Source organism: Thalassotalea euphylliae (assembly GCF_003390375.1).
In the GTDB taxonomy this organism is placed as follows: Bacteria; Pseudomonadota; Gammaproteobacteria; order Enterobacterales; family Alteromonadaceae; genus Thalassotalea_F; species Thalassotalea_F euphylliae_A.
Genome location: NZ_QUOT01000001.1, coordinates 2,613,630 through 2,639,059, shown reverse-complemented (window position 1 = coordinate 2,639,059; position 25,430 = coordinate 2,613,630). Strand labels below are relative to the sequence as shown.

Below are 25,430 nucleotides of genomic sequence, written 5' to 3'. Positions count from 1 at the left end.
TTCAAAATACAACTCAATACCGCAATGGCATCAGTTTAATTATTGTTTTGTTCATCATGCAGTCGAACCGACTACATTTTGTTACAACAGACATGGTAGCTAGTTAACTCGGTTTCAACCCAGCAGCGCAAAAAATTTTTCCTTTCTGTTAACTTGTGCAAATAAGCTTAGAAAATCTCTCAATATCTGAATTTGGCTTTGTGCTACTATCTCAGCAATTCAATCAAACTACGCATAACAAAGTACTGTGAAAGCTCTCGTTTTTGTTTCAATTTTATGGGCATTTTCCTTTGGGATCATTAAAGGAGAATTAACCGGTATTGCTCCAAGCCTTGTCTCAGCATTACGACTGTTATTGTGCGCCTTGGTCTTTTTGCCTTTCATTAGTTTTACCACTAATAACAAACTAAGCGTTCAGCTTTTATTGTTAGGAGCCCTGCAGTTTGGTGTGATGTACTGGGCCTATATTAGTTCTTATCAATATTTACCCGGCTACTTGGTCGCAGTATTCACAATATTTACGCCTATGTACGTTTTTCTTATCGACGGCTTAATGTCACGTCGTGTTAACTTACAACAAATGCTACCCATTTTACTCTCAATTGCTGGTGCTGCCGTGATCGTTTTTAAAGCACCAAATAGTGATGCTTGGTTAGTTGGTTTTATCATATTGCAAGGTGCTAATCTCGCATTTGCCGCAGGCCAAGTTGGTTATCAACGTATCAGTAAAGCGTACAGCACTGACCACACCAATAATATGTCGATAATGTACATAGGTGCGGCGATTTTTATGCTGATAATTGTGTTAGTTGAGCAGTCTTATGTGGGCGTATCAGACATTACTAACCGTCAATGGTTGGTGATCCTATATTTAGGTATCATCGCATCCGGCGTAGGTTTTGCGCTGTGGAATTATGGTGCAAAACAAGTTAACGCAGCATCACTTGCAGTGATGAATAATGCCTATATTCCATTTGCGGTTATATTTGCATTAACCTTGTTTAATGAACACGCTGATATCGCAAGGCTGGCGTTAGGAACTAGTTTAATAGCGGCCTCTGCATGGCTGCTAAGCAAGCAACAAGTGCAAAAGGCAAGCGAATAAAAACGACTCGTATGAAAAACTTGTTTTATGCCATCAAACAAAAATCAGCTATCGCTCTTGTCGCTTTGATCACGACGTTCAATGCATCAGCAATTCCACGCATCGACACTGAATATGGATACAACGCCGATGGTTTTGTCCGCGTTAAAGTAACCAATGAAACAACACGCGAATTGGCGTGCTATGTTGCCATTGACGGTCGCAGTATTAAATTTGTATTACCGCCAAGAGGGGCGTCGAGATGGTACCGCGCAACGGATAAACGTTTCACGGCAAAGAGCTTTAGTGTTTGGTGTGATTACCTAGAGTTTCACCCTGCTTACCAAAGATATAAACGTTAAAGCGTGCATTCTTTAGTAAGCCGGTTATAGAGAAAAGGTGTTATTTTCGCGCTCGATAAAGCGAAATTAAGCCGTTGGTAGAGCCGTCCATCGTCAACTTAGCATTGGTATCTGCGAGTTTACTTAACACTTGATTACCAAGTGCTTTACCTAACTCTACACCCCACTGATCAAACGAGTTAATCTGCCAAATCACCCCTTGCACGAACACTTTTTGCTCATACAAAGCGATTAGGCTACCCAAGGTTTTTGGGTCAAGGCGGTCGAATAATAAGGTATTGCTTGGTTTATTACCTTTCATCACCTTGTGGCTAGAGAGGTTTTTGATCTCTTCCGTACTACATTTGGCCTTTTTCATTGCAGCAATCACTTGTGCTTCACTTTGCCCTTCCATCAGCGCCTGACTTTGGCCAAAACAGTTTGCCGCTAGCATATCGTGGTGATTAGCACATTCACTCGCAGGGTGAAGCGGCATCATAAAGTCCACAGGAATATGGGTTTTACTTTGATGAATCAACTGATGGAATGAATGTTGGCCATTCGTACCTTCACTGCCCCAGATAATCGGGCCAGTATCGTAGTCTGCTTCCTCATTATTTAAGTTAACCGACTTACCGTTACTTTCCATATCCAATTGTTGAATATAGGCAGGAAGACCACGTAAGTAATGATAATAGGGCAGTAATACCTGTGATTGAGCACCGTGGAAGTTACGGTACCATATGCCCAGCAGTGCCATAATCACTGGCATATTTTGCGCCAGCGGTGCCTGTTGAAAGTGCTGATCAAGCTCAAACGCGCCAGTTAAAAAGTCATGGTAGTTTTCGTAACCTATGGCAAGTGCTAACGGTAAGCCAATTGCCGACCAAACCGAGTAACGACCACCGACCCAATCCCACATTGGGAAAATATTGTCAGGATTAATACCAAATTCTTGTGCGGCGGTGATATTGGTTGAAACACAAGCAAAGTTATATTCAACATCGGCTTGTGTAGCTGTTTGTAAAAACCACTCTTTCGCTGACTGGGTATTACGCAAAGTTTCTTGTGTCGTCAGTGTTTTTGACGATGTAATAATCAGCGTGGTTTCTGGGTTTAAGCCCGCTAAGACGTCTTGCAAGTGGCAGCCATCAACGTTAGCCACAAAGTGCACATTAATGTGTTTTTGGCGATAAGGTTTTAACGCCTCTGACATAATTTTAGGGCCAAGAAATGAGCCACCAATACCAATACTGATAACATCAGTAAATGCCTTACCGCTGTAACCTTTCTTTTCACCAGTTGATACCGCTTCAACAAAACGTTTCATTTGCGCACGTGTTTGTTCAATTTCAGGCATCACATCTTTGCCATCAACATACACTGGCTGGCCAGAGAAGTTACGTAATGCCGTATGCAGTACCGCGCGATGTTCGGTCACATTAATTTCACTACCGGCAAACATGCGTTCACGCTGTTGTTCAACATTGGCAGCTTGAGCCAGCGCCACTAAATGCTCAATGGATTGCTCGGTAATATGATTCTTTGAATAATCTAAAGTCAGCCCTGCCGCCGTCATCGAATATTTGTTGAAGCGCTCACTGTCTTGCTCAAACAGTGATTTCATATGAATATCTTCGATATCTTGATAATGTTTTTGAAGGTTTTTCCACTCGGCAGAGGAAGTGAGCATAGTTGATTTCCCAATAATTATTCTAAAAGTACGCCTGTTTTTGCTTTAGTTTACGTAAACTCGCGACAAAGGTTAACCATTATAGCGTTCAACAACACTTATTCATGGCCTTAAATCGCCTATGAATACATATACAAAGCGATGAATAATATAACGCATCAACTTTGCAACTCTATGAAAGCCTACTTCATTTGTTAAGAGGAAACGATAGATGAAAGGTTTCATTTCACTAGTTTTACTACTGATCACGATTATAAACTTACCTAGCTCCCCCTAATCGTCTATTTTATTTACACTTTAGCAGTTGCTTTTCAACAACATTTAAAAACAACCCAATAAATTCAATAACGTAGCTAAAGCCAACGGTTTGGGCATATGTTTTGCTTGTAACTCGTCTGACCAATAGAAAAACTATCAATGATCATAATTTTAAAGGAAGAAAACATGAGAAATAGACGTAGTTTGATCCGCTCGCTGCTGGGAGTTAGCGCCTTAGCTAGCTTGATCAGTTCACAGTTTTCGTACGCAATAGTCATTACTGCCAGCCAAGATGCAACTGAACTCGCCAACACTCTTCTCGTTCCGGGTTCTGGGATCACAATAAATTCTGCAATACTCTCTGGTGGATTTAGCTCAGAATCTGGTGATGAGGGTAATTGTGAAGATGAAATAGGGTGTGGGCCAGGCGAAAATGGGAATGTTAACCTTGACAACCCAATCGCACCATTAAACCAAGCAGGCTTGTTTACTAATGCCTCCGGTGTTTACAACTTGCCTTCTGCTGGCGGTATAGTCTTTAGCACCGGTAACGTTACAAGTTATCAAGACGGCCCAAATACGAGTAATTCATTTGGGTTAGACAATGGAAGTAGTGCAAGTCAAGAACAAAACGATCAACTGTCTCCTTTAACAGGCCAGCTTCAACATTTCGACCCCGTTCAGCTCGACATTAGCTTCACTGTTGATGAGGATAGCGCCTCAACAATCACCTTCTTCGGTGCTTTTGGTTCAGAAGAATTCCCTGAGTTCGTCAATTCAGGGTTTGTGGATGGCTTTGGTCTGTTTGTAAATGGTCAAAATGTTGCTGGAGCATTACCAACAGGCGCATCGCCAGAAGACGGACTAGCACCTATCAATATCAATCACCCCGATTTTCTACCTTTACCTGGCACTGAATTAGATGGTGTACTAGCTCCTAACGGTAACCCTTTACTTAGATTTGATGTACCTGTTCAAGAGGGAGTAAATACCTTTAGATTACTGCTAGCAGATGCTTCTGATGGCGGCTACGATTCAACTATTTTTCTGGCAAGTTTCGGTGAGCTAGGTGAATCGCCATTTACGCCTATTTTACCCGACCCTAGTAACCCTACGAATGAAGATGGGGCATTTGTTTTTAGTCTCCCTGATGTTCAACAAGGCGAAACAATCTGGTTTGATCCTGATGTAGCATCCGGTTATACATATACATCAAGCCTCGCTATTGCAACGGTTACAGCACCACCATTTGACGCGGTTCCTGACCCAGACGGCTATATTTTGGAGTTTATGTTTAACAATATGTTGCGGCAGTTTGCACTTAACTCAGGTGAGACCTTTGACTTTGTTCTTAATGGATTTAATGGAGTAACTACATTCTCAATTCAAGGTATTAACCTTGACCTAGCCTTGGACCCAGACAACCCACAAGCATTCGTTACCGGCGTTTCTTTTGCCGAATCTGGCGCTTTGTCATTTACCCAAGATCCAATTACGGTATTTGTGTCAGATGCCAACGATATCCCTGAACCAGCGTCTATCCTGATAATTAGCTTAGGCTTGGGTGGATTAGCCTTACGTAGAAGAAAGATTTAGTATTTATAAGCAGTTGTTGTATAAAAATAGCCTAAGTATTTCTACTTAGGCTTTTTAATAGGGAAATTATGAAGAACATTAAAATACTTTTATTTACTATCAACTTAACCTTACTGGCGTTGACCACTAATGTGCTAGCTGCTGACAAAGATGGAAAATTTGCAGCAAAAGGGGCCGCAAGAAAGTCTTGTGCTGACTTTTTAACGGCTACAGAACAAAGAAATTCTGATTTTTTGTTGTATGCTGGCTGGCTAGAGGGATATATCACCTCATTTAATCAAGTCCAAGCCAAAAACTACGATATTTCGCCTTGGCAAACGACTGAGTTGCTATTAATGCTATTACAAAAGCACTGCCAATCTAATCCTGAAATTAAGTATTTTGATGCCGCTAACTCACTAATAAAGTCTATTTTTCCTATTAGGCTCAACGAAGAGGATACGATCGTAAAGATTCAAGTTGGTGATGCGGTAGGCTTTCATTACGAAGAAATATTGTTAAGAGCAAAACAACGACTAAAAGCTATGGGCTTTTATAAAGATGAGGTAGATGGCAAACAGTTTACTACAATCGATAGTAAAGCATTTCTGGCCTATCAAAAAAAACTGGGCCTAAAAGAAACAGGTATGCCTGATCAAGCGACACTCGCAAGTTTATTCTTGAAAGCGTTGAATTAGCGATTCATATTGCTTGATTTTAACATTGCAGTCATCTTCAGGGCATGGCTCATAAATCATGCCCAAATAACGCATATTTAGGTACTTAAACGTTAGACTAAAAATTTGTTCAAAACAGTGAGTAGGTTGCTCGTCGACGCCTGTCGCGATAACGCCCGCAGCCTTGCCTTTCAATTGCCTGCCAAGCGGTTTATTGATTTCCAACAAATCCGTTAATCGATCCATAAACACTTTCATCTGTGCGCTCGGTGAATACCAGTAAATTGGTGAGGCGAGCAAAATAACATCATGCTTTGTTACCACTTCATCGATCAATGTTGAAAAATCATCCGTTTGATTAGCAAACTTATAGTCATAAGGCAGTATGTGGAAATCACTTAGCAGATAAAGCGACACATGGTGCTCACAATTGCTAATGAAGTCATTAACCAATTTAGCAGTGTTTCCTTCACACCTACTCGTGCCTAAGACAATGGCTATCCTCATGTTTTGTTCCTTCTATTAAACAATACCAATTTCAATAAATACTTGATCATTCTAGCTGCTTAAAACGCTCATCAACTGTGTTGTTATTTTTGAAATTAGAATAACTAGTTACCAAAAAATAACGCCTTGTTTATGAAACTTTTTTCCTACGCCGTAATTGATCAACTCATTAATTCAATTGGTATAAGAAAGACACAAGCCTAAAACCTCAACGTAAGTTGAGATCAAGTAACAAATGAATATTAATGTTTGGTTCAGAGGTGAAGTACCTTGGTATTGATCAAACAGCGGCAAAGCGTCGTACACTAATCAAACAGAGTAAGCATAAAACAACACCGTATAACCGAGTAACCACGTGAAACTGCTATATAAAGACCTGCTAACCACGCCAATCGATAAGTTAATTATCAACTCACTTGAACAAGCCTTGTATCAAGCGATTGTTGTGATTGACGGCTGTGAACATGTGGTTTGGCAATCTGAGCAGAAAACGTTAACCACTAGAAATCTCACCAAGATGCGTGAGCATTTCGAAAAACTCGACATTAAAGAAATTGTGCTCAGGCACGAAAGTGCATACGATGAAATGGTGGGACAACCAACTAAAAACGGTAGCAACCGCCTTGAAGTGCCGTTAAGACAAAATCCCTATGCCGTGTTAAAACACCTCCACTAACAGTGATAATAAATTTGCGCGCAACTAATCCACTGGTCGTTTTTGACCTCGATCAGACGTTATTGAACAAACAATCTCAACTCTCCGCATACACACTGGCAACGCTGCGTGCACTCGATAGCCAAGGCATTCAATACACGATTGCGACAGGGCGCAGTGATTTGTCGGCAGCACCAGTGATCAAAGAGCATACTTTCTCGCTTCCCCATATTTACACCAATGGCGTGTTAACTTGGTGTCCGAATGAAAAACGCTTTAGCTTTAATCATTGTCTTAGCGTGGATGAGAGCTTAGCAGCGGTCGAAATCATGGCTTCACCGCAATCGACTCCTTTTGTCAGTGCGTTAGACAAAGACGCTCGAAGGTGTATTTTTCATGGCATCCTCAAGAATAAAGCAGAGCAAAGTCTGTTGCAGCGTTTAAGCCAGAAAGATGGTGTCAGCTTGCTGCCAATTGAGCAATGCAAAGGTGACTTGCATTTCACTAACATCAGTATGGTTGGGCCAAGTGATGTAGTTAAAGAGGCGAATGGAAAAATATCAGCTCAAGCAAATCTCGTTGCCTACTCAGGTCAAGCCTTAGTAGCAGATTACCGTTGGATAGATGTACACCACGCGGCAGCCAATAAAGGCTCTGCGGTACTAGCGCTAAAGAATCAACTAGGTGCAGACAGCATTATCTGCTTTGGCGATAGCGACAATGACACCAGCATGTTTGAAATTGCTGATGAATGTTATGCGCCTGAAAATGCTAAAGCGCATATAAAAGCGGCATCAACCGCAATCATTGGTCATCATGATGAAGATGGTGTCGCTAAATTCTTGCGCAAAAGGTTTAGTCTTTCATTTTAAGTAAAAATGATTGCGCGAAAATAGCAACAAAAAAGCGACTAACGCTAAGCGCAGTCGCTTTTTTCCCGTTAAATGGCCTTTTAACGCGTTCTCCGTTCTCAAAATGGCTGTCATCTGCAAACTAAGTTGGAAAGTCAGGGACTACCATTTTCTATTAAAAATAAGGACTTTTCACAACACCCTTTGTAAACAAAGATGGAAGGGGCTCTCTGGTTACTATTCTGACGTAGACTAAGTCATACAAACATAGTTGGAAAGTCTCAATGGAAATGGTAGTTAGCCAGTTATTCATCAAACCAAATTGCGTCACAATACCATAGTATTTTCAGCTAAAATATTGTAGTAGAAACACCTAATCAAAAATAGAATTTTGAGTCTTTATCGATCTTTTTACGCAGAAGGATACGTCAGAATGGTGCAGCTTGAGCTTCGTGCAAAGGCACTGGCAATCAAATTTCACTAAGGACAAACCAGAAAGGCAAATGGCGCCCCATACTCAGAACACCTAACTGAAGTAGTCGAACTGTTAAAACATGTTGCTAATGTCGATGATGAAAAAGTTATTGCAGCTGGTTGGCTTCATGATGTTCTTGAAGTGTAGTGGTATAACAAATTTGGCCACCTAGTTAGAGGTGGTATCATCACCTCATAAAATTGATTAGGTGACAAAATGACAAGAACAGGCAAACGTAATTTCACACCAGAATTTCGGTTAGAAGCTGCTCAATTAGTTGTTGATCAAGGTTATTCCGTTCGAGAAGCAGCAGAAGCGATGAGCGTTGGTAAGTCGACAATGGATAAGTGGGTGCGTCAGCTTCGTAATGAACGCAAAGGCATCACCAGCAAAGCCAGCCCAATGACACCAGAGCAGTGTAAGATTAAAGAGCTTGAGAAAAAGATAAAACGCATTGAATTAGAAAAGGAAATTCTAAAAAAGGCTACCGCTCTCTTGATGTCGGACTCGATGAACAATTTAAACTAATTAAACGACTCAAAGAGAGCTATGCGGAATTCACCATTTGCCAAACATTTAATGTTCATCGCAGTAGCTTTAAGTATTGGAATAAGCGCTCTAAGAAGCCGAATAGCAAGCAATTAAAAGAAATCGCTGTCGTTAAGCAAATCCACCGTGAAAGTAATGGCGCAGCGGGTTCTCGTACAATATCCACGATAGCGATAGACCGTGGCTATGATATTTCACGTTTCAGGGCGACAGGCTATATGAAACGTTTAGGCTTGGTGAGTTGCCAGTTACCGAAGCACCGTTATAGAAAAGTAAATCAAGAGCATGTGGCGATACCTAACCATCTCAATCAGCAGTTTGATGTGGTTAAGCCGAATCAGGTTTGGTGCGGTGATGTTACGTATATCTGGGTTGGCAATCGCTGGGCTTATTTAGCAGTTGTTATTGATTTATTTGCGAGAAAACCGATTGGTTGGGCAATGTCTCTATCGCCTGATACAGCATTGACGAGCAAAGCACTGATGATGGCTTATGAGATGCGTGGTAAGCCTAAAGGTGTGATGTTCCATAGCGACCAAGGGACGCATTACACCAGCCGAAGCTACCGTCAATTGCTATGGCGTTGTCAGATAAAGCAAAGCATGAGTCGCCGTGGTAATTGTTGGGATAATAGCCCGATGGAGCGATTCTTTAGAAGTTTAAAAACAGAATGGATACCCACAACGGGTTACCGTTCCTTTACTGAAGCTAGAGCTGAAATAACACACTATATTGTTGGTTATTACAGCTCAGTTAGGCCGCATCACTACAATGCTGGTTTAACCCCAAATGAGTCAGAGAAAAGATACTGGCTTGAATACAAAACCGTGGCCAATTTAAGTTGACCACTACAAAGACACTGATTGCTCTCGGTCGGACATTGCAGATAATTGCGGGGAAGAGGTTTTAGAGCTAGTTATCTCACTGACTGACGATAAAACCAAGTCATTGTCTGAGAGAAGGGCTAGCGTACTGAAAAAGTTGGTAGATGCTCCAGAAAGTATTCGTTTATTGAAACTTGCAGATATCACTTCCAACGTAACTTTATTGCCCACTAATTGGAGTAATGAAAAAATAATGAGCTATCTGAAATGGCTGGATGAAGTTGCTCTAGCTTGCAGTTCAGCTTCTGGGTTATTGTACAAAAGATACCTCTCTATACGTAATCAATATGTTTAGCAGAAATAGATACACTGTGATCAGAATACTTTTCTGACACAAAGAACTTAGATCAGACTGACATCTATGTACGTATTTTTGCCGGTCGGCCAGAAAAGGCAATAACAGTCCATAACCAATGAAAGCGGACGTTGATAGTTAGTCATTAGTCTCGATATTACTGGCTCATTGATCCGTAGATTAAGAGCCAGCTAACTTCCATGATAATAAGAAATATTTCATGGAAGAAGTCTTGCACATTGCACCTAAAGGGGTATACAAACGGCACCGCCCCGAATCAACCCTGCTGTATCAACTGGTTAAACGATACTACCCCACTTTCGTTGCAACGTTAGCAGCACAAGATAGGTTTCTTCCTCATTATGTAGAAAACGAATTTGAAGGATTCCTCCGTTGCGGTCGTCTTGAAAATGGCTTTTTACGAGTAGTTTGCGATGATTGCAAACATGAAAAGCTCGTAGCGTTTAGTTGTAAAAAACGAGGTTTTTGTCCTAGCTATGGCGCAAGAAGAATGGCTGAAAGTGCCAAATTATTGGTTGATGACGTATTGGGCGGGTATCCTATTAGGCAGTGGGTACTCAGCTTACCGATACCGCTTAGACTACTTCTGGCTCGCTATCCCAAAGAGCTAAGCAAGGTTATGCAAATCATACATCGCGCAATTTCAACAGGTATTATGCAAAAGCTGGCTTTTCAAATCAAAAAGCCAAAACAGGCGCGGTAACTTATATTCAGCGCTTTGGTAGTGCACTGAACCTTAATATCCACTTTCATATGTTGTTCCTTGAAGGGGTAATTACCAATAATCGGTTTGATAAAGCCGTATTCATCCAGACAAAAGCCGCTGGTCACAAAGAACTTGAAAAACTGGTTCATACAATTAGTCAACGCATAGCTAACTATTTGGAAAGGCGAGGATTAATCCAACGTGATATGGAAAACGGCTATCTAAATTTACCTGTTGATGATGAAGACAGTCTACTCCACCTGCAAGGCGCTTCGGTGATTCGACAAGACATCCTTGATTGGATGGAAGAAATGACAGGCCATATTTTAGACTTTGTCGATGCCTTTAATGCTGATAACTTGCCTGAGCTGCCTGCTGAATATCAAGCGTACACTTATGTTGAAACCTTGACTTTACCAATGGATGAACAGGGTGAACGCATTGGCATGGTGCACAAAAATGTCCAAGACCAAGATTTTAAACCGCTGAACCCGGGCGATCCTATTTTTACGCTATTTAGTGGCGAAGAAGTATGCTGGCAGGGCGATTACGAGGCCTATCCTCATTTTATTAACGAAGCCGCTTATTACGACAACAATCTAGCGATGTCGTTGGGTAAAAAAATTACCGTGACGCTTTAAACCTATAAAGCGTTTATTTTCAGCTGTACTATTCGAAGAAACTCATGCCGACCATAGTTATGTGGTCGGCAAAACATCTTTTAATATTGATAGGTGAGTCTAAACGTTACGGTACGTGGATCGCCATAATAGCCGGTCACTATTGGGAAACCGGCATCGCGTAAATCGTAACCCGTGGTACGATATTCTTTGTCCGCTAAATTCTTACCTTCAATCGCAATTGTCCAAGCGCTATTATTGGGTGTGATAATTAGTGATGCATTCCAAACGCCATAAGCGGGTTGCAGTAATATATCGCTTAAATTAGTCACAGGTTGTACTTGGTCACGCCACGAATAGTTAACTGTGGCAGTTAACTCGCCCCAATCGCTCAAGACAGTCTGCCATTGACCATTAACGGCAAATGACCAACGCGGAATATTAGTGAACTCTTGACTATCGGCAATATTTTGACCGCCGGATAAAAACTCACTGTACTCAGCATCCATATATGCAGCGTTGCCCGATATTCTCAGTTGGCGGTTAATCAGCCATTGGTATTCAAATTCAAGCCCTTGAATTCTACCTTCCCCAGCATTGGTAAAATCGCCAAAGAACTGATCATTGGTGCCGTCGTTATCGGTGTCGATGCCAGTAAAAATACTGAGCTGAATATCTTCGTAGTCACTGTAGAAATAAGCGGCGCTAAACTGAAATTGATCGCTTAACGAAGGCTTGACACCTAGCTCATAAGTCAACACTGATTCTGGCTGATATGGATTCGCAGAGCTGGGAACTTCAACGGTATTGGCGCGAATATTAAAGCCGCCACTTTTAAAGCCCTTAGCAATCGAACCGTATACGAGTAAATCTTGATTCGGTTGATAATCTAGTGATATTCGAGGTGAAACATTGTGCCAAGTTTCTTCGTTGTTAAAATTTGCTGTCAACATACCATTGGGCACACTAAAGCTATCGTCAGTAAAACCTTGATTTAGAACTGTCGCGGTTTTCTTTTCTCTGTTGGCTCTAAGCCCTAAATTCAAGCGCCAGCGCTGGTCCAATTGCCAACTGGCGTCACCGTACAAAGCGATAGCGTCAGTATCGACTTGGCCACCACTGGCACCGTACTGAAATAAAATAGGGCCGGGAATTAACGTTGGCGGGGCAAGGCCGAGCAGTGCTAACGGAATGCCAAACCGATTGCGAACCTCGCCACCCGCTTCGGCATCAAGCCAATAAACGCCAAATACCGCTTGTAAATTATCGCCTGAATAGTTTACTTGTAGCTCTTGTGACAATTGCTCATCAAAATAATCAGCGTCGACATCGGCTATTGGTTGTGGCCCAACATCAAAATCAATGGCGCCTTTGGTGTCGCCATCACGCCACGCGGTCACTGATTTTATTTGCCAATCACCGCCATTGTCCCAAGTTAAGGTTAAGGCAGCTCCCTGACTGTCAGTATCGTTTACTTGAATGTCAAAACCGTTATCGACATCGTATCTGTCGGTACTTATTGCTAGTGGTGGCATGCCGGAAAAAAATGGCTCTAAAATATTGGGCACCATGCGCTGGGCACCGCGGACATTAGAGCGATCACGCGTTTGATCTAACATCAAACTCGCGGTTAAATTGTCGTTGACTAGCCACAGTAAATTAACTCGACCGGTAAACAGGGTTTTATCGCTAACATCTTCACCAGTTAGACGATTTTCGCCAAAACCATCACGATCGAAATTTCCGAGCGCGACACTGGCGAGTAATTTGTTGTCAACAATGGCACCAGAGGCGGCCAAACGGCCATCAAGCTGATCATAGCTGCCCACGGCAATGTCGCCCTTAAAGCTAAACTCGTCAGTTGGCTTGCGGGTAATATATTTGATTGCGCCACCGATAGTGTTGCGACCGTACAGCGTTCCTTGTGGTCCGCGCAATACTTCAACTCGGGCAACGTCTAACATGTCCAGTAGTGCAGCTTGTGGTCTGGCGAGATAAACATCATCGAGATAAATACCAACGCCGGGCTCAACACCAAAAAGCGGATCAGACTGACCAACGCCGCGAATATAAGCGGTTGCTGTTGAGCTAGTACCTCGCGCGGCATAAATGGTTAAAGCCGGTACTTGTGCTTGAATATCAGCTAAGGTGTTAATGGCATTGCGTGCAATTGCGGCTTCGTCGAGGGCTGACACTGCCAGAGGAATATCCTGTAAACCTTCAGCCCGTTTACGAGCAGTAACGGTAATGCGTTCAATCGCTTTAGCTTGTGGGTCAGCGTCTGTTGCAGACTCTTGTGCAACGGCCGCGACAGAACAACTTAGTGCAATGCTAAGGCTGAGCTTGGTTAAAGGGGTTGGTATGTTCATCTGCATCTCCGTTGTTATCGTTATTTACTGCGGTTTGCATCGATGAGTTACTGCCACTGTTATTTTGCAAAAAGTTCAGTAACTGTTGATTTAACAAATGTGGTTGGTCGAGTGGTGTTGCGTGTTTAGAGTTTTCAATTATCACTAGCTGAGCATTGGGCAATTGGTCGGCATAAGCTTGTTTTACTGCTATCGATGTGTAGTCATTATCGGCAGAAACCACTAACACAGGCATGGTGATACAGCTTAGTGAAAAACCCAATGAAAATTGGCTAATTGCGGTGAGTGTTTGTCGATAAGTCGCTGCATCGGTACGCGCCATTTGCTTGGCAAAAGCATCTGCTAGATGTGCTTGAGCTTGCGAGTCAAATAGTTTTTTCCCGATAATGACGCCTAAACGTTGCATCCCCAAGCAACGAATAATGATTAAGCGCAACGCCAACTGAAATTTTAACTGCCAACGACTGTTGGCAACTTGAGGCGCGGAATTGATGATCACCAACGAGCAAACTTTGCTCGGCAACATTCCTGCTAGAGAGAAAGCGACCATGCCACCAAGTGAAAAACCCACTAAGTGAAATTCTTTCAGTGCTAGTGTTGTCACCAGTGCTTTGATGTCTCTGGCTAAGTCTTGAATAGAAAACGATGTTGAACTAGGTGAGCTTTGACCATGGCCGCGAAAATCAGGTGCAATAACCCGATAATTTGCCGCCAACGCAGATAGTTGTAGTGACCAATCCTTACTGTGTGAGCCAAGTCCGTGCAACAAAATAACAACAGGTCCTTGCCCTTGCTCAACGTAGTGAAGCTGTCGATCTTGGTGAGTAATATAAGCCATATTATTCGTTTCAGTAGCGAACTATCTAAAACAATAATAAGGAATCGGCATTCCGATTTCAATATTTTTTAATCATTTTGATGTTTTTTTATTCGTTAAAGTTGTTTTGATAGAAGTGTTAGATTGAGCAAGCGCCGATAGCACTTGGGCCGATAGTAAGGAATAAACGAGAAACTAACTGTAAATATCGAGATAGGCAATGACCACTCGTGCCAACTCCTCTTTGACCTCATCATCGGTCAAATAACCCAGATTGCCGGTTACTGTGTGTTGGTTTAACGCACCAAGTAAAACGTGGACAATAACCTGCATAGCTTTAGTGGGCTTGGGGTGGTGCATCTCTTTTAAGTGCTCGGCCAAAATATTGACCACAGCTTTAGCGATAAATTCATTGAGTTGATGAACATTGTTGCGAAACTCAATATCTTGAGAAGCTTTTAAAATAAGCGCTCTTAACACTCCTCGACGACCTTGGTACAAGTCGGCCAAGGTCTGCACTAAGGACTGAACAAAATGCTCTAGCGGCAACCTAGACCAAGGTTTTAAGTCGGTTAGTGTTTGGATAGTAGTGATTGAATTTTGAAAAAAGTTCTGCAACAAAAGCTGCAACAAGGTGTCTTTATCGCCCAATAGACGATAAAAGGTGCCTACTGAAGATTCAGCTTGTTGAGCGATCAACGCAACCCCAGCTTGCTCAAACTGATTTTGAGCAAGTAACTGCTCACCGGCGGCAAGTAAACGCTTTAATGCTTGGCGACTGCGTTGTTGAGTCGGTTCCGGCATAATAATGAAATTAGCAAATTGTGGTAATTTTACTGCAGTCATAGGCGTTATTGTGCAATTGGTGTCGTGCTGAGCTATCAAAGAAATATCATTTATGGTTGATAATGTAAACGAAGCGCTGAACCAATGAAAGATAATATCTAGACCAGATACTGAAATTATTAACCTGCGTTCAGCTAGTCGGCTTAGATTATCGTCATTTAACTAAGCCGAGCCTTTTCAATATCTTATCTAGCTGACTTTGGCAACGTGATTATCCCATTGAATATTTAGGTGCTGACTCCAGGTATCGCGTTTGACTCGCGCTTGTGCTTGAGTCAATGCCGGTTCGCTGCCAATAATACGGCCATGACCATTGGTTAATACAAAAGCGTCTTGATAGAAGCTGACGCCAGCGCCATCGTGATACTTGTGTTTAGCCAGTAACGACAAATCCGACAGCTGCCAATAAGAAGTAATATTTCCCCTTGGCGAGCTAACCGCCGCTATCGTGGCATCATCGTTAATACAAACGCTGGCGGTGTAATGATTAAATTAATCGCCAAAGGCTTTCATCGCCTTGCATTGGCATCAATTGATCTTCGCCGCGATGCGAGACAATTAAAGGTACCTTTAAGCTGGCTTTATTTTGCTGCTGAATACCAACAATCACTTGTCCCGTTTTCGAGACCGCTAAATGGCGAAGACTAGATTGAAAGTGCGGAGGTTGCTAACGGCCGATAATTTTGCCGCTGGCATTATCCATATAAATCAAGTTGGGCGCCATGGTCGCAAGGTTGAGTTAAAAGCTCCAAGAGTAAAAATTGGGCAAGATGCACTAGGCCAGATTAAGTCATATGCGTTTGCAGTGGCCGATGATGAACACTTCAATACTTTGGATACTAAATGGCACTTCTGGATACTATCTAATGAACTAGATTCTTTTGCGAAAAAAGAAATGGCCGCAGATAAGCAAGGACAAGGCATTCTATATAACGCTGACGGTATAACTATCTGGGTAAAAACGTGGGCAGAGCTAATAAATGAGTGCAAACATCGGCTCGAATTTATTCGTCAACAATTAGATATCAATGTTGATGGTGTAGATGGGTTAGAATTTCAGAGAAAAAACTATCCAGACTATACGAGAGGACTCTCGAAGGATTCTTCAAACAATGTAGCCTGAAGATTAATTATGAGCATTAGTAGAAGCTCAATATTGAGCTTCTACTTTCCAACTTTGTTTGTTACTTTCCATCCTTGTTTGTAACTTTCCAACTTAGTTTGTATATGACAATGGCTGTTGGATAATAATAAAGTTTCATCATAATATCGGCTGTAGACGTTAATATGAATCGACCAGATTTTCCTAGACACAAATAAGTTGTAAACTTTGTGTCCTAGGAGGATGAATGAGCGCTAAAAGATTTCCCGAAGAATTTAAGGTTCAGGCCGTTAAGCAAGTGACTGAAAAAGGTCACTCCGTTGCAAGCGTTGCAGAACGGTTAGATATCTCGACAAATAGTCTTTATATCTGGTTAAAACGCTATGGCAGTAACAGCGAACACTACCAAGAATTATCCGAGCAAGAAAAGCGTATTAAAGCGCTTGAGAAAGAACTAAAGCGTACTCAACAAGAACGTGATCTATTAAAGGAAGCCGCCGTGTACTTTGCGGGCGAGTCAAAGAAAAGTACACGTTCATAAAGTCTCGGCTCAACCAATACCCCATAAAGCTGATGTGCCAAGCGTTGCAAGTTCACCGCAGTGGCTTTCATGCTTGGTTGCAAAAGCCAGAATCCAAGCGAGCTAAGGATGACAAGCGCTTAACGGGTTTAATCAAACAGTCTTGGCTTGAAAGCGGCTGCGTTTACGGTTATCGCAAAATTCAAAGTGATATGTTGGATTTAGGTGAAGTTTGCTCAAAGAATAGAGTTCATCGATTAATGCAGTTATCAGGCATTCAAGCTCAAGTCGGCTATAAGAAGCGCAAAGGCAACTATGGCACTAAGCCTTCTGTGGTCGCAGATAACCAGTTAAAACGACAGTTTGATGTAGTACAGCCAAATCAAGCTTGGGTAACTGATATCACTTATATTGATACGCACGAAGGCTTTCTCTATTTAGCCGTAGTTATCGACTTGTTTTCTCGGCAAGTCGTTGGCTGGTCGATGCAATCGATGATGCATACTGATTTAGTCTTAAGTGCATTACTCGCTGCTGTATGGCGAAGAAAACCTAAGCAAACGGTTATTATACATTCCGATCAAGGCAGCCAATTTACAGGTTATGACTGGCAACGATTTGCTGCTGAGCATAATTTATCACTCAGTATGAGTCGTAGAGGTAACTGCCATGATAATGCTGTTGCTGAGAGCTTCTTTCAGTTGCTAAAACGTGAACGGATCAAGCGAAGAAAATACAAAAATAGAGAAAAAGCTAAGGAAGATATTTTCGATTACATCGAAATGTTTTATAACAGCAAACGTAAACATGGTTATCTAAATAATCAGTCTCCAACTGACTATGATAAAACCTATTTTATGAATCAAGAAAACGTCTAGGGTAGTCTGGTCGATTCATACCACCACTGAACATTGGTGATATTCAACGAAACTGGGATGGTGGTTCAAACCACACTTGGGATCAGGACATTAACGATCTAGATATTCGTGAAGAATATGAAGACGCTGTTAAAGATTTTCTTTATGACAATGCAACCAAAATTGTTGATGAACTCATGCTTAAGCTCAAAGCTGGGCAACTTAACTTTCCTGGGCTAAGTAAAGGGAATTTTGAGAAAGGGTACAGTGACATTGTCATAGAAGTAGTGTTATATGACAAATGGGAAAAAGGCGGGTATGTTGCAGGTGCAAATAGAATTGTGACCAACGCGTATGGTGATATTAGCGAGGCTAAAATTACTCTTTACGTGTCAGGTATTACTACGGTCAAGAATACTTATCTGACTCTAGGCCACGAAATACGTCATATGTCACCTGATAATCGTGAAATGAAGGATAAGATCGCGAAAGAAGCGGATGCAGAGCAATATGGTAAATGGCTTGCAGCCCAATTTGGTTATTAATCTCTAATTCGTTAACTAAACCAATCGTAAGCTTTAGTAGGTAAATGTAGTTTTACCTACTAAAGCTATTTAATTAATTTACTGTATTTGTAAACAAAATTTAGATTGCATCCTAAATACGTCATAGAAACCACAAAAGTGCAGCACGCGTGCGGGTCAAAGTGTGTCACTTGTTCACTTTTCTGTAAAAAGTCGAGAGAGCAATTCTTATTGGTATTCTAGAATCAAAAGTAGAGACTAATCCTTAGTCGTTATATTCGGCGTAAATTTCTGTCTTTACTCCATGGTTACAAAACACTTTTTTGCAGTTTTAATAAGAGAATACGAAATTGGCACTTGTGCTCACCCAAGCTTAGGCGAACAAAGTTGTAACCTTTCTTGGTATTAACTATATATACAGCCAATTGCTATAGTTTTATTTGGAAACCACACGTTAAATAAGCGATCGTAAAGGTATAAAAATGACAGCGACATGTAGCATCAATGAGTTGAAGGCGAGAGCCGAAAATTTGCATGATGAGTTGGGGTTTACACCGTTAATTGTCACACAAAACGGTAAAAGTGCTTTAGTGGTGCAAACTGTCGAAGCTTACACGAAACAGCAAGAAAAGATCGCGTTCATGGAGTTATTATTAACTTCCCGAAAAAACATTCAAGAGAGTAACGCCGAGCCCATCGATGATTTTTTGAGTTCCATATAGGGTATCTCAATCAATGAAATTAACGATTTGCATTTCATAAAACGCCCAAGAACAAGCTAAACAAGCATTAAACGGAATAGCAAAACGCAAGGTATGCATTTCTGAGGCTATTTCATACCTTCTAGAGAATCTCATTGTTAATATGACTTAACACGCTGTGATTGCCCTCTATATTCCGTTAAATCGACAAAAGTTACTTTGGGATAATAATAAAGTTTCATCATAAGTTAGCTTCATATCAGCCAAGGCCAATAGGTATTAATTATTCTGATAAGTTAATACTCTGGTCGATTCAAAGTATCTAGATTTTTAGTTTTAAAGGTATCTATTGAGGGAATATATAGTTCTTACTACCCTCTAAGGAAACAAGCGATTAACGATAGAGATGTATCGATTAGCTGTAACTGATAATGTTTGAATTTACAGTTTGGGGGTTAAATATCCATTAATCCCACGCTTATTTCTGGGAGCTCTATATTGTACTTTTAGAGCTCGTATCAAATGAACGGAATAAATTCACAAACATATTACAAAGTAGAGCCTAATCTTGACGAAAAGGCTCAGCAGAGTTTTTAAATCAGCGTGGCTATACTTTTATAGCTACGCAAGGCGAGTCTATATAAGTTAGAAAACACAATGGCTAATAACTCCAATTTATTGAAGCTGAAAGATCAAATTACCTTAGCCAACACACCTTTACATATATACAATTTGTTAGCTAAGGCTCACATGTTAACTCGTTGTTTTATTGAAACTGCTTTGCAAGCATGCTTAGTGAAGTTAACAGCATAATAACTCCAGTCCCCTTAAACATTATAGATTGTGACTTCTCACTATCTAATATATGTCTCACTTTCAATGCCCCTAATATAAAGATCGCGCCAACTGCTACAAGCACAGCTACTGTCAAGGGAATAAGCGTTGTGCCCCAAACTTCTAAAGAGACTGTTTCTAATGTTACAACTAGCGGTAGAATCGCCAAATAAAAGGCTATTGTTTTGGGGTTTCCAAGCGTTATAGCCAAACCAGAAAGTCCAGCTGAAAAGAGCTCTCTACTTGTTTTTTGTTCACTTAGGCTTTCTACTTTTGGTTTATAGAACCAAAATTGCCACGCTAACCACCCTAGGTAAGTCGCCGAAGCTATGCTAATAAAACCAAACAAGCTACTGGAGCTTTGCACCAATAATGCTAAGCCAAAAACAGCAAGTGATAGGTATATAAGATCCCCTAAAATTAGGCCTGTTAGCATCGTAAAACCGACGGTTGCACCTCCACTTATGCTTCTGGCAACTAGTGCAGTCATTCCTGGGCCAGGAATGGCTGCTGCAACTCCTAGCGCTGTAACATATGCCAAGACCTGTGTTGTTTCTAACATATTATTCTCCCTTATTGTTGCAAGTTAGGCGATCTAGTTATTTTTTACAGAGTAATATTGGTTAACCACTTCACGAGCAAAGACTAAATCTTGAACAGCTAATCCAACCGATTTGAATAAAGTTCTTCCCTTAGAGGTATTTGTATAACACCCATTGGTTAGCTGACCGATTTCGATACCACTATTATGCTTTATTAATCCTTGTTGCTCAGCCAATGTGAGGCAGCGTGAAGCACTCCAAACAGATTCCAAAGAGTCCACAAAGAGTTCAACACTAGAATAAACATCTGGCATGAGTTCTTGAAACGCAGGAGCAGAAGCCCCTACAGCATTGATGTGGCAGTTTTGAGGGAGAACTTGTGCTCCCAGAAATGGCTCTTTTGAGGCCGTTACTGTGCATATGATATCAGCACCGATGACAGCTTCTTGAACTTTGGAAAACACTCGAATGTCAATTTCTGGTTTAATCGTTTTTAGCCAAGCTTCTAATGCTAAAGTATTTTCTTGATTCCTACCCCAAAGAAAAACTTCTTCTACAGGCCTAATGCTTAATATTGATAACAGGTGCGCTTTGGCTTGAACTCCTGTGCCTAGAACCGCTAGCCTTTTAGCATCTTGCTTCGCTAAAATATCTGTCGCCAACGCAGATGCTGCAGCGGTCCTCAGTTCAGTGATAGATGCTGCATCTACAATAGCTGATTGACCATCAGGAAGCGCACTATAAAGTAGTATCGAGCCTTCATGTGATTGCTCTTTTCCAACTCTTTCAAAGTCGACAAGTACTGATTTAACTCCAAAACCCGCATAGCGTCCTTTCCGAATATAAGCGGGCATTGTTCCTAATATTTTTCCATCTTCAGAGGGGATAATATTTCGGAGTGGCTGTTCTACATGTCCACTACTATGTAGCTCGAATGCTGTTTTACTAAGCTTTAAACCTAACGGTATGTTCAAAGCTGATTCGACTTTTTCCCTGTTAAAGTACTGCATCATTCTTTCTCGCTAGGTAAAAATTGAGGCTCGATAGAGGTACCTGCAATACTATTTAAAAGAGTCGACATTGTTTTTTGCGATACTCCTAGGATTACATCCAACATATTTTCATGAGTGTAACCCGCCGCTAAAAAGTCAGCCTGTGCTGCTTTGGAGATAACGCCGTTTGCACGAGCGACAGATTTCGTAAAAGCATATAGCGCATGAGAACGCTCAGGCAGTTTATTTGGACTTTCGATTAGCAGAGCAAGTAGCTGATCATTAACACTATTGCTTTTTGCAATCCAAGAGTGTGCTTGGACTGTATAACTGCAATTATTAATCATGCCAATGGTTATCCAGACGATGGTTTTTTCTTCTTCAGAAAGAGAGCATGTCGAAAATAAACTATGAGCATGTTGGTATGAAGACAGCAGTGCTGGGGATTCAGCCATGTATGCACTTTGATTAGGTATCCAGCCGAATTTATCTACCGAGCTTTGTAATAAACTTCTGCTTGCAACTGGAGCTGTATCGATATTGTGGAGAGTTAAAATGGTCATAAGCGCACCTCCTAATTATAATTTTTAACTGTGCCAAATACTGACCACAGCATATGTATAGGCCGGCATTTTGATATAAAAGTTAGTTTGTTAATTCTTGCAGCAATCTCTGTTGTCAATGCCATATCTACGTCACCTGACGCTACTGCTTTAGCCGCAGCACTCGTCGATGGCATCTGTATTACTTGTTCAACTTCTAAGTGCTGTGGCAACAACTCTTCAATCAATGGTATTGGTGCAGGGTGTGACGCAATATTAAATTTTTCTTTGAGTAAATGATTATTCGCTACAGCCAAACCATAAGGAGGGGTATCTAAAACAAATGTGGCTAACAAACTAAGTCTCGGATCCATGTAGAAATCATTAATTCGAGAATAAGCATTAGCGACAATGAGCAAACCGTTTTGTCCTGTTAAATTGTCTCTAGCTTCTTCGTATGTTTGTTTGAGATTAATTTCATGATCACTATTTGAGTAGTACTTTTTCATCCAGTTACAAAAATGAACTGATGCAAACTCACTACTAGTACCTTTAGGTCCCAAGGTAAAAATTGGCGTATCAATGGCGTAACTAAGGCCGATGTCCAAAAAATTTGCATTCATATATATTTACTCCATAAACATATGTTTTTTGTTAATAAAGAGGTGTTAGCCATTTCTTAAATTCGCTTAACTCTCCACGAACAACTTTTGAGTAGAGTTCTTTAAGGCGAATAGTTAAGCTATTTTTTTGGTTGGTTTTCAATTTTTGGTGATCAATCTGAATAACAGGAGTAACCTCAACCCCTGTGCCAGTTAAGAAACACTCTTGTGCGGATAATAATTCCGAAGGCAAAATACTCCTCTCTTCGACAGGCAAACCAAAATGGCTGCGAGCAAGAGCGATAATACTTTTCCTAGTAATACCCTCGAGAATATGATCGTTTATTGAAGGGGTTATCAGTTTTCCATCTTTAACAATAAAGACATTTGACGTTGTAGCTTCTGCAACATGACCTTTTGCATTAAGCATGATTGCATCATCAAAGCCATTTTTTTGAGCGGCTTCCATAGCTAAAGCTGAATTCACATAGCTACCCGTAATTTTTGCTCGGGCAGGAATCGAATTGTCCGAGACCCTTTGCCAACTAGATATAGTACAGTTTATACCTTGAGTTTTGGTGTAAGCCCCCATAGCCAAGCTATTGATTGATAAACCAGAGCTTTGACCAGAGAGCTTTACCCCAAAATTAGTACCAGGTAGTAAATGTTGCTTGTAAGCTATTGGACGAATGTAGCAATCCGTCATAGCTCCATTGCGCTTGAGTAAACTGAGAATACTTTTTTCTAGCTCTTCAGCCGTTGGCAGGTTGTTTAACGATAAGATCTTTGCCGAAGATAGAAGTCGTTCAATATGATCGTTCAACCGGAAAATATTTAGCTCATTATTGTGTTTACCAACGTACCCACGAATCCCTTCGAAAACTGCAGTGCCATAATTAAATGCTTGAGTTGTTATTGGTACTGATGCATTACCAGAGGGTACATACTCACCATTTAAAAATACCCACTCGTGATGTGGTGAAGATATAGGCTTAGTTTCAGGGATGGACTTTGTAGTAGAGGGCATTATTTAAAACCCCCACTAACAAGCGTTAATGCAGCGTTTCTATCACTATTGTCGCTTTCGTGGCGTAAATCATGTAGTCGAGCAGCTTTCCAACTAACCATAGCAGAAGTGCCCGTAACATTTGTTGTTGTCCCTACCTCTAAATGAACTGAAACATTTTTCAATTGGCTCTCGATATAGTTTTTAGCATCTTCCAATTGTTCATGTTGATCGATTAATGCCTTCGCTAGCTCAACAGTAATATGTAAACAATCAAAACCTAAATGAGAGTCTATTTGCACAGCATAATCTAAGCAGTTATGAAGTTTTTTGAGAATAGTGGATTCTAATTGCCATGCACTGTAAGTAATACCGTTAAGAAGTAACCTATCTTTTACTCGGCCTATGGGAACAATTTTCAATTGACCATTGGGCATAGGGGTCGCATTAACCATATCTCCAGTTCGGTAACGGATAAGTGGCTTTTGACCTTTGTATAGATGCGTTATGACCAGCTCTCCAGTCACAGCTCTTTTGTTGCTCTCTATGGTATTGCCTGTTTCAGGATCTACCACTTCGTAAAAGTTGTTATATGGAACCGTATACAAGTAATTGTCATCTGTTCCAACCGCCAATATGGAAGACTCTTGCGAAGCATACATGCAGTTGTATAGCTTAGCGTCCCATATTTCACCAATATTTCTAAGAAGCTCAGGTGTAGTTAACTCACCTAGTGTAAGGATCAGCTTTACACTGCTTTTCGCTGGAGAAAGATCATGCTCTCTCATAAACCGCGCTAACCCTATAGCTACAGCAGGAGTACAAACCAACGCTGTAATTTTAAGCTCTTGTATTAAGTTCATAACACGCTTCATCCCAACGACAGGTGAGCGTGGCCACATTTTTACAACACTATGGCCTAAGCTTCTTAATACATCCTCAAAGGTATCACCTGTGGAATGTAATTCAGTTGGCCCCATTACCCCGACAATATGCTTACTCCCATGCTTTTCAAAGATTTTTCTATAATTAATAATCAGAGGGGTGTTGTTATAAATTGAGTCTAGTTCGTTGCGAGGACATGGAGTTGGTTTGCCGGTTGTACCGGTAGTTTCATAATAAATCCAGCTGTCAGCTAGAGGAGTTGATAACATTGCAGAACCTTGAGCTCTTAGATCTTCTTTAGTTGTAAAAGGTAATCTTTGGATATCTTTTAAAGAGAAACTATCAATGTCTTTCGGTGTGAGAACTGAAAGGTGGTTTTGGTAGAATGAAGAGCCGCTAATAACATATTTCAATACCGCTTGAAGTCGAGACTCTTGGTGTGAATAAAGCTCACCTAAAGCTATTTTTCCTTGATCGAACTTTGAATGCTCTTGATAAACATATTCAGCTTTTTCGAACAAATCTTTTTTGAAAATAGAGTACATAAAACTGGTCCTTGGTTTTTTTGAGATAAAGAAATCCCTCCTACTCAAACTAGGTGAAATTTCGAAGACTACATTTTTGAAAGATATCGGCTAAGGAGCGCTTTCCTTAGCTAGAGAAAAATCACCTATAAAGAGGCAGGTTCCCTGTCAGTTTTGTGATTTTTTTCTTGGGTCCGATTAGACCTATAGCGACTAATTCTATATGTTCACTGTTGGTAGAATTGATACGTTCTCCATATTCATCGTACGTTTTACAAGATTGAGCAAGCGCACTAAATGGCATACAGTGAATGTCATCATCTTGCTCTGCGGCAGATAATAGTTCCATTAGATACCCACCTGTGGCTTTTAAAACGGGTAATGGAGAATAAATAACGCCAGGATAATTAACACTATCTTGGCTCTGCATATCTGGCCCTACTAAGTTTTCTATTGTTTTACCAAAGCTTATGCCGATAACACTAGCGGCATTCATCGACAATCCAATATTAAGGTCTTGATCCACCACAATGGTACATTTGTGCTTTTTAGCATCAAATTTCATAATAATTTATC

The 25,430-nt window shown here is 41.0% G+C and carries 27 protein-coding genes; 13 read left to right on the top strand and 14 right to left on the bottom strand.

Going from position 1 to position 25,430, the window contains the following annotated elements; genetic code table 11:
• The first annotated feature begins 247 nt into the window (after nucleotides 1-247).
• Both DXX94_RS11740 and DXX94_RS11735 read left to right on the top strand, forming a co-directional pair.
• Complete coding sequence (locus tag DXX94_RS11740) at nucleotides 248-1,105, top strand: EamA family transporter (RefSeq protein WP_116016077.1); 858 nt, start codon at nucleotides 248-250, stop codon at nucleotides 1,103-1,105.
• The gene (locus DXX94_RS11735; RefSeq protein WP_116016075.1) at nucleotides 1,063-1,446 is read left to right on the top strand and encodes a hypothetical protein; all 384 of its coding nucleotides are present in this window, start codon (nucleotides 1,063-1,065) and stop codon (nucleotides 1,444-1,446) included. Before DXX94_RS11740 ends, DXX94_RS11735 begins: the two co-directional genes overlap by 43 nt.
• Nucleotides 1,447-1,486: 40 nt before the next feature.
• Here the strand turns inward: DXX94_RS11735 and pgi are convergent, their stop codons facing one another.
• Nucleotides 1,487-3,118, bottom strand: a complete 1,632-nt coding sequence (pgi, locus tag DXX94_RS11730; RefSeq protein WP_116016073.1) for a glucose-6-phosphate isomerase — start codon at nucleotides 3,116-3,118, stop codon at nucleotides 1,487-1,489.
• 444 nt (nucleotides 3,119-3,562) lie between these two features.
• On the opposite strand from pgi, the gene DXX94_RS11725 reads away from it, so the two are divergent.
• Together DXX94_RS11725 and DXX94_RS11720 are read left to right on the top strand one after the other, a co-directional pair.
• Nucleotides 3,563-4,972 (top strand): choice-of-anchor L family PEP-CTERM protein, encoded by a 1,410-nt coding sequence (locus DXX94_RS11725; protein ID WP_116016071.1) that lies wholly within the window; start codon nucleotides 3,563-3,565, stop codon nucleotides 4,970-4,972.
• A 68-nt stretch (nucleotides 4,973-5,040) separates the two neighbouring features.
• Complete coding sequence (locus DXX94_RS11720; protein WP_116016069.1) at nucleotides 5,041-5,649, top strand: peptidoglycan-binding domain-containing protein; 609 nt, start codon at nucleotides 5,041-5,043, stop codon at nucleotides 5,647-5,649.
• Here DXX94_RS11720 and DXX94_RS11715 read toward each other — a convergent pair.
• Nucleotides 5,626-6,135, bottom strand: coding sequence for a flavodoxin family protein (locus tag DXX94_RS11715; protein WP_116016067.1), 510 nt, complete (start codon nucleotides 6,133-6,135; stop codon nucleotides 5,626-5,628). The two genes, DXX94_RS11720 and DXX94_RS11715, sit on opposite strands and share 24 nt — an antisense overlap.
• A 355-nt stretch (nucleotides 6,136-6,490) precedes the next feature.
• Here DXX94_RS11715 and DXX94_RS11710 point away from each other — a divergent pair, with 355 nt between their 5' ends.
• The 5 genes from DXX94_RS11710 (at nucleotide 6,491) to DXX94_RS19325 (ending at nucleotide 11,212) form a co-directional block, all read left to right on the top strand.
• A complete protein-coding gene (locus DXX94_RS11710) occupies nucleotides 6,491-6,811 on the top strand; it encodes a DUF6482 family protein (protein WP_116016065.1) in 321 nt (106 codons plus the stop codon).
• A gap of 2 nt (nucleotides 6,812-6,813) precedes the next feature.
• Nucleotides 6,814-7,662 (top strand): HAD family hydrolase, encoded by an 849-nt coding sequence (locus DXX94_RS11705; protein ID WP_116016063.1) that lies wholly within the window; start codon nucleotides 6,814-6,816, stop codon nucleotides 7,660-7,662.
• A gap of 670 nt (nucleotides 7,663-8,332) precedes the next feature.
• Nucleotides 8,333-9,510, top strand: a protein-coding gene (locus tag DXX94_RS11695; protein ID WP_116016061.1) for an IS3 family transposase whose coding sequence is annotated in 2 segments (ribosomal slippage) — nucleotides 8,333-8,600 and nucleotides 8,600-9,510 — 1,179 coding nt in all. Because the reading frame shifts where the segments join, the coding sequence is not laid out codon by codon here.
• 554 nt (nucleotides 9,511-10,064) lie between these two features.
• Nucleotides 10,065-10,568, top strand: coding sequence for a transposase zinc-binding domain-containing protein (locus tag DXX94_RS19330; RefSeq protein ID WP_181901543.1), 504 nt, complete (start codon nucleotides 10,065-10,067; stop codon nucleotides 10,566-10,568).
• A 50-nt stretch (nucleotides 10,569-10,618) separates the two neighbouring features.
• The gene (locus DXX94_RS19325) at nucleotides 10,619-11,212 is read left to right on the top strand and encodes a succinylglutamate desuccinylase/aspartoacylase domain-containing protein (RefSeq protein WP_181901542.1); all 594 of its coding nucleotides are present in this window, start codon (nucleotides 10,619-10,621) and stop codon (nucleotides 11,210-11,212) included.
• An 80-nt stretch (nucleotides 11,213-11,292) separates the two neighbouring features.
• Here DXX94_RS19325 and DXX94_RS11685 read toward each other — a convergent pair whose 3' ends face one another.
• The 5 genes from DXX94_RS11685 to DXX94_RS19740 all read right to left on the bottom strand — a co-directional run bounded on the left by DXX94_RS11685 (nucleotide 11,293) and on the right by DXX94_RS19740 (nucleotide 15,833).
• Nucleotides 11,293-13,560 carry a TonB-dependent receptor gene (locus DXX94_RS11685; RefSeq protein ID WP_116016059.1) on the bottom strand — a complete coding sequence of 756 codons (2,268 nt, stop codon included), beginning with the start codon at nucleotides 13,558-13,560 and terminating at the stop codon, nucleotides 11,293-11,295.
• On the bottom strand, nucleotides 13,523-14,398 hold the full coding sequence (locus tag DXX94_RS11680) for an alpha/beta fold hydrolase (protein WP_116016057.1): 876 nt from the start codon (nucleotides 14,396-14,398) through the stop codon (nucleotides 13,523-13,525). The genes DXX94_RS11685 and DXX94_RS11680 overlap by 38 nt, the downstream gene beginning before the upstream one ends.
• A 174-nt stretch (nucleotides 14,399-14,572) precedes the next feature.
• Nucleotides 14,573-15,223, bottom strand: coding sequence for a TetR/AcrR family transcriptional regulator (locus tag DXX94_RS11675; protein WP_116016056.1), 651 nt, complete (start codon nucleotides 15,221-15,223; stop codon nucleotides 14,573-14,575).
• Nucleotides 15,224-15,412: 189 nt separating this feature from the next.
• Entirely contained in the window at nucleotides 15,413-15,670 is a 258-nt protein-coding gene (locus tag DXX94_RS11670) for a DUF1513 domain-containing protein (RefSeq protein WP_258872237.1), read from the bottom strand.
• A 40-nt stretch (nucleotides 15,671-15,710) separates the two neighbouring features.
• Nucleotides 15,711-15,833, bottom strand: a complete 123-nt coding sequence (locus DXX94_RS19740) for a hypothetical protein (RefSeq protein ID WP_116016052.1) — start codon at nucleotides 15,831-15,833, stop codon at nucleotides 15,711-15,713.
• 24 nt (nucleotides 15,834-15,857) lie between these two features.
• Here DXX94_RS19740 and DXX94_RS11660 point away from each other — a divergent pair, with 24 nt between their 5' ends.
• The 4 genes from DXX94_RS11660 (at nucleotide 15,858) to DXX94_RS11645 (ending at nucleotide 18,948) form a co-directional block, all read left to right on the top strand.
• Nucleotides 15,858-16,346: a hypothetical protein gene (locus tag DXX94_RS11660; RefSeq protein ID WP_116016050.1), complete on the top strand. Its 489-nt coding sequence runs from the start codon at nucleotides 15,858-15,860 to the stop codon at nucleotides 16,344-16,346.
• Between the two features lie 226 nt (nucleotides 16,347-16,572).
• Nucleotides 16,573-17,723, top strand: a protein-coding gene (locus DXX94_RS11655; RefSeq protein WP_116013626.1) for an IS3 family transposase whose coding sequence is annotated in 2 segments (ribosomal slippage) — nucleotides 16,573-16,819 and nucleotides 16,819-17,723 — 1,152 coding nt in all. Because the reading frame shifts where the segments join, the coding sequence is not laid out codon by codon here.
• A gap of 176 nt (nucleotides 17,724-17,899) precedes the next feature.
• Nucleotides 17,900-18,247 carry a hypothetical protein gene (locus tag DXX94_RS11650; RefSeq protein ID WP_116016048.1) on the top strand — a complete coding sequence of 116 codons (348 nt, stop codon included), beginning with the start codon at nucleotides 17,900-17,902 and terminating at the stop codon, nucleotides 18,245-18,247.
• Nucleotides 18,248-18,708: 461 nt separating this feature from the next.
• The gene (locus DXX94_RS11645; RefSeq protein WP_116016046.1) at nucleotides 18,709-18,948 is read left to right on the top strand and encodes a type II toxin-antitoxin system prevent-host-death family antitoxin; all 240 of its coding nucleotides are present in this window, start codon (nucleotides 18,709-18,711) and stop codon (nucleotides 18,946-18,948) included.
• A gap of 745 nt (nucleotides 18,949-19,693) precedes the next feature.
• Here DXX94_RS11645 and DXX94_RS11640 read toward each other — a convergent pair.
• From DXX94_RS11640 to DXX94_RS11610, 7 genes are all read right to left on the bottom strand, one after another.
• Nucleotides 19,694-20,323 carry a LysE family translocator gene (locus tag DXX94_RS11640; RefSeq protein ID WP_116016044.1) on the bottom strand — a complete coding sequence of 210 codons (630 nt, stop codon included), beginning with the start codon at nucleotides 20,321-20,323 and terminating at the stop codon, nucleotides 19,694-19,696.
• 33 nt (nucleotides 20,324-20,356) lie between these two features.
• On the bottom strand, nucleotides 20,357-21,316 hold the full coding sequence (locus tag DXX94_RS11635; RefSeq protein WP_220348079.1) for an ornithine cyclodeaminase family protein: 960 nt from the start codon (nucleotides 21,314-21,316) through the stop codon (nucleotides 20,357-20,359).
• The gene (locus tag DXX94_RS11630) at nucleotides 21,313-21,858 is read right to left on the bottom strand and encodes a carboxymuconolactone decarboxylase family protein (RefSeq protein WP_116016042.1); all 546 of its coding nucleotides are present in this window, start codon (nucleotides 21,856-21,858) and stop codon (nucleotides 21,313-21,315) included. The genes DXX94_RS11635 and DXX94_RS11630 overlap by 4 nt, the downstream gene beginning before the upstream one ends.
• Nucleotides 21,859-21,869: 11 nt before the next feature.
• A complete protein-coding gene (locus tag DXX94_RS11625) occupies nucleotides 21,870-22,460 on the bottom strand; it encodes a bacilysin biosynthesis protein BacA (protein ID WP_116016040.1) in 591 nt (196 codons plus the stop codon).
• A gap of 31 nt (nucleotides 22,461-22,491) precedes the next feature.
• Nucleotides 22,492-23,466, bottom strand: coding sequence for a branched-chain amino acid transaminase (locus DXX94_RS11620; RefSeq protein ID WP_116016038.1), 975 nt, complete (start codon nucleotides 23,464-23,466; stop codon nucleotides 22,492-22,494).
• Entirely contained in the window at nucleotides 23,466-24,875 is a 1,410-nt protein-coding gene (locus DXX94_RS11615; protein ID WP_116016036.1) for a phenylacetate--CoA ligase family protein, read from the bottom strand. Before DXX94_RS11615 ends, DXX94_RS11620 begins: the two co-directional genes overlap by 1 nt.
• Nucleotides 24,876-24,996: 121 nt before the next feature.
• Entirely contained in the window at nucleotides 24,997-25,419 is a 423-nt protein-coding gene (locus tag DXX94_RS11610; RefSeq protein WP_116016034.1) for a DUF2000 domain-containing protein, read from the bottom strand.
• Nucleotides 25,420-25,430 lie beyond the last annotated feature (11 nt).

Bases quoted from the DNA above. Each gene is read 5' to 3' on its own strand.
- DXX94_RS11735 (WP_116016075.1), top strand. From the start codon at position 1,063: ATGGCTGCTAAGCAAGCAACAAGTGCAAAAGGCAAGCGAATAAAAACG.
- pgi (WP_116016073.1), bottom strand. From the start codon at position 3,118: ATGCTCACTTCCTCTGCCGAGTGGAAAAACCTTCAAAAACATTATCAA.
- DXX94_RS11725 (WP_116016071.1), top strand. From the start codon at position 3,563: ATGAGAAATAGACGTAGTTTGATCCGCTCGCTGCTGGGAGTTAGCGCC.
- DXX94_RS11720 (WP_116016069.1), top strand. From the start codon at position 5,041: ATGAAGAACATTAAAATACTTTTATTTACTATCAACTTAACCTTACTG.
- DXX94_RS11715 (WP_116016067.1), bottom strand. From the start codon at position 6,135: ATGAGGATAGCCATTGTCTTAGGCACGAGTAGGTGTGAAGGAAACACT.
- DXX94_RS19330 (WP_181901543.1), top strand. From the start codon at position 10,065: ATGGAAGAAGTCTTGCACATTGCACCTAAAGGGGTATACAAACGGCAC.
- DXX94_RS19325 (WP_181901542.1), top strand. From the start codon at position 10,619: ATGTTGTTCCTTGAAGGGGTAATTACCAATAATCGGTTTGATAAAGCC.
- DXX94_RS11685 (WP_116016059.1), bottom strand. From the start codon at position 13,560: ATGAACATACCAACCCCTTTAACCAAGCTCAGCCTTAGCATTGCACTA.
- DXX94_RS11680 (WP_116016057.1), bottom strand. From the start codon at position 14,398: ATGGCTTATATTACTCACCAAGATCGACAGCTTCACTACGTTGAGCAA.
- DXX94_RS11675 (WP_116016056.1), bottom strand. From the start codon at position 15,223: ATGACTGCAGTAAAATTACCACAATTTGCTAATTTCATTATTATGCCG.
- DXX94_RS11660 (WP_116016050.1), top strand. From the start codon at position 15,858: ATGGCGAAGACTAGATTGAAAGTGCGGAGGTTGCTAACGGCCGATAAT.
- DXX94_RS11650 (WP_116016048.1), top strand. From the start codon at position 17,900: ATGCTTAAGCTCAAAGCTGGGCAACTTAACTTTCCTGGGCTAAGTAAA.
- DXX94_RS11645 (WP_116016046.1), top strand. From the start codon at position 18,709: ATGACAGCGACATGTAGCATCAATGAGTTGAAGGCGAGAGCCGAAAAT.
- DXX94_RS11640 (WP_116016044.1), bottom strand. From the start codon at position 20,323: ATGTTAGAAACAACACAGGTCTTGGCATATGTTACAGCGCTAGGAGTT.
- DXX94_RS11635 (WP_220348079.1), bottom strand. From the start codon at position 21,316: ATGATGCAGTACTTTAACAGGGAAAAAGTCGAATCAGCTTTGAACATA.
- DXX94_RS11630 (WP_116016042.1), bottom strand. From the start codon at position 21,858: ATGACCATTTTAACTCTCCACAATATCGATACAGCTCCAGTTGCAAGC.
- DXX94_RS11625 (WP_116016040.1), bottom strand. From the start codon at position 22,460: ATGAATGCAAATTTTTTGGACATCGGCCTTAGTTACGCCATTGATACG.
- DXX94_RS11620 (WP_116016038.1), bottom strand. From the start codon at position 23,466: ATGCCCTCTACTACAAAGTCCATCCCTGAAACTAAGCCTATATCTTCA.
- DXX94_RS11615 (WP_116016036.1), bottom strand. From the start codon at position 24,875: ATGTACTCTATTTTCAAAAAAGATTTGTTCGAAAAAGCTGAATATGTT.
- DXX94_RS11610 (WP_116016034.1), bottom strand. From the start codon at position 25,419: ATGAAATTTGATGCTAAAAAGCACAAATGTACCATTGTGGTGGATCAA.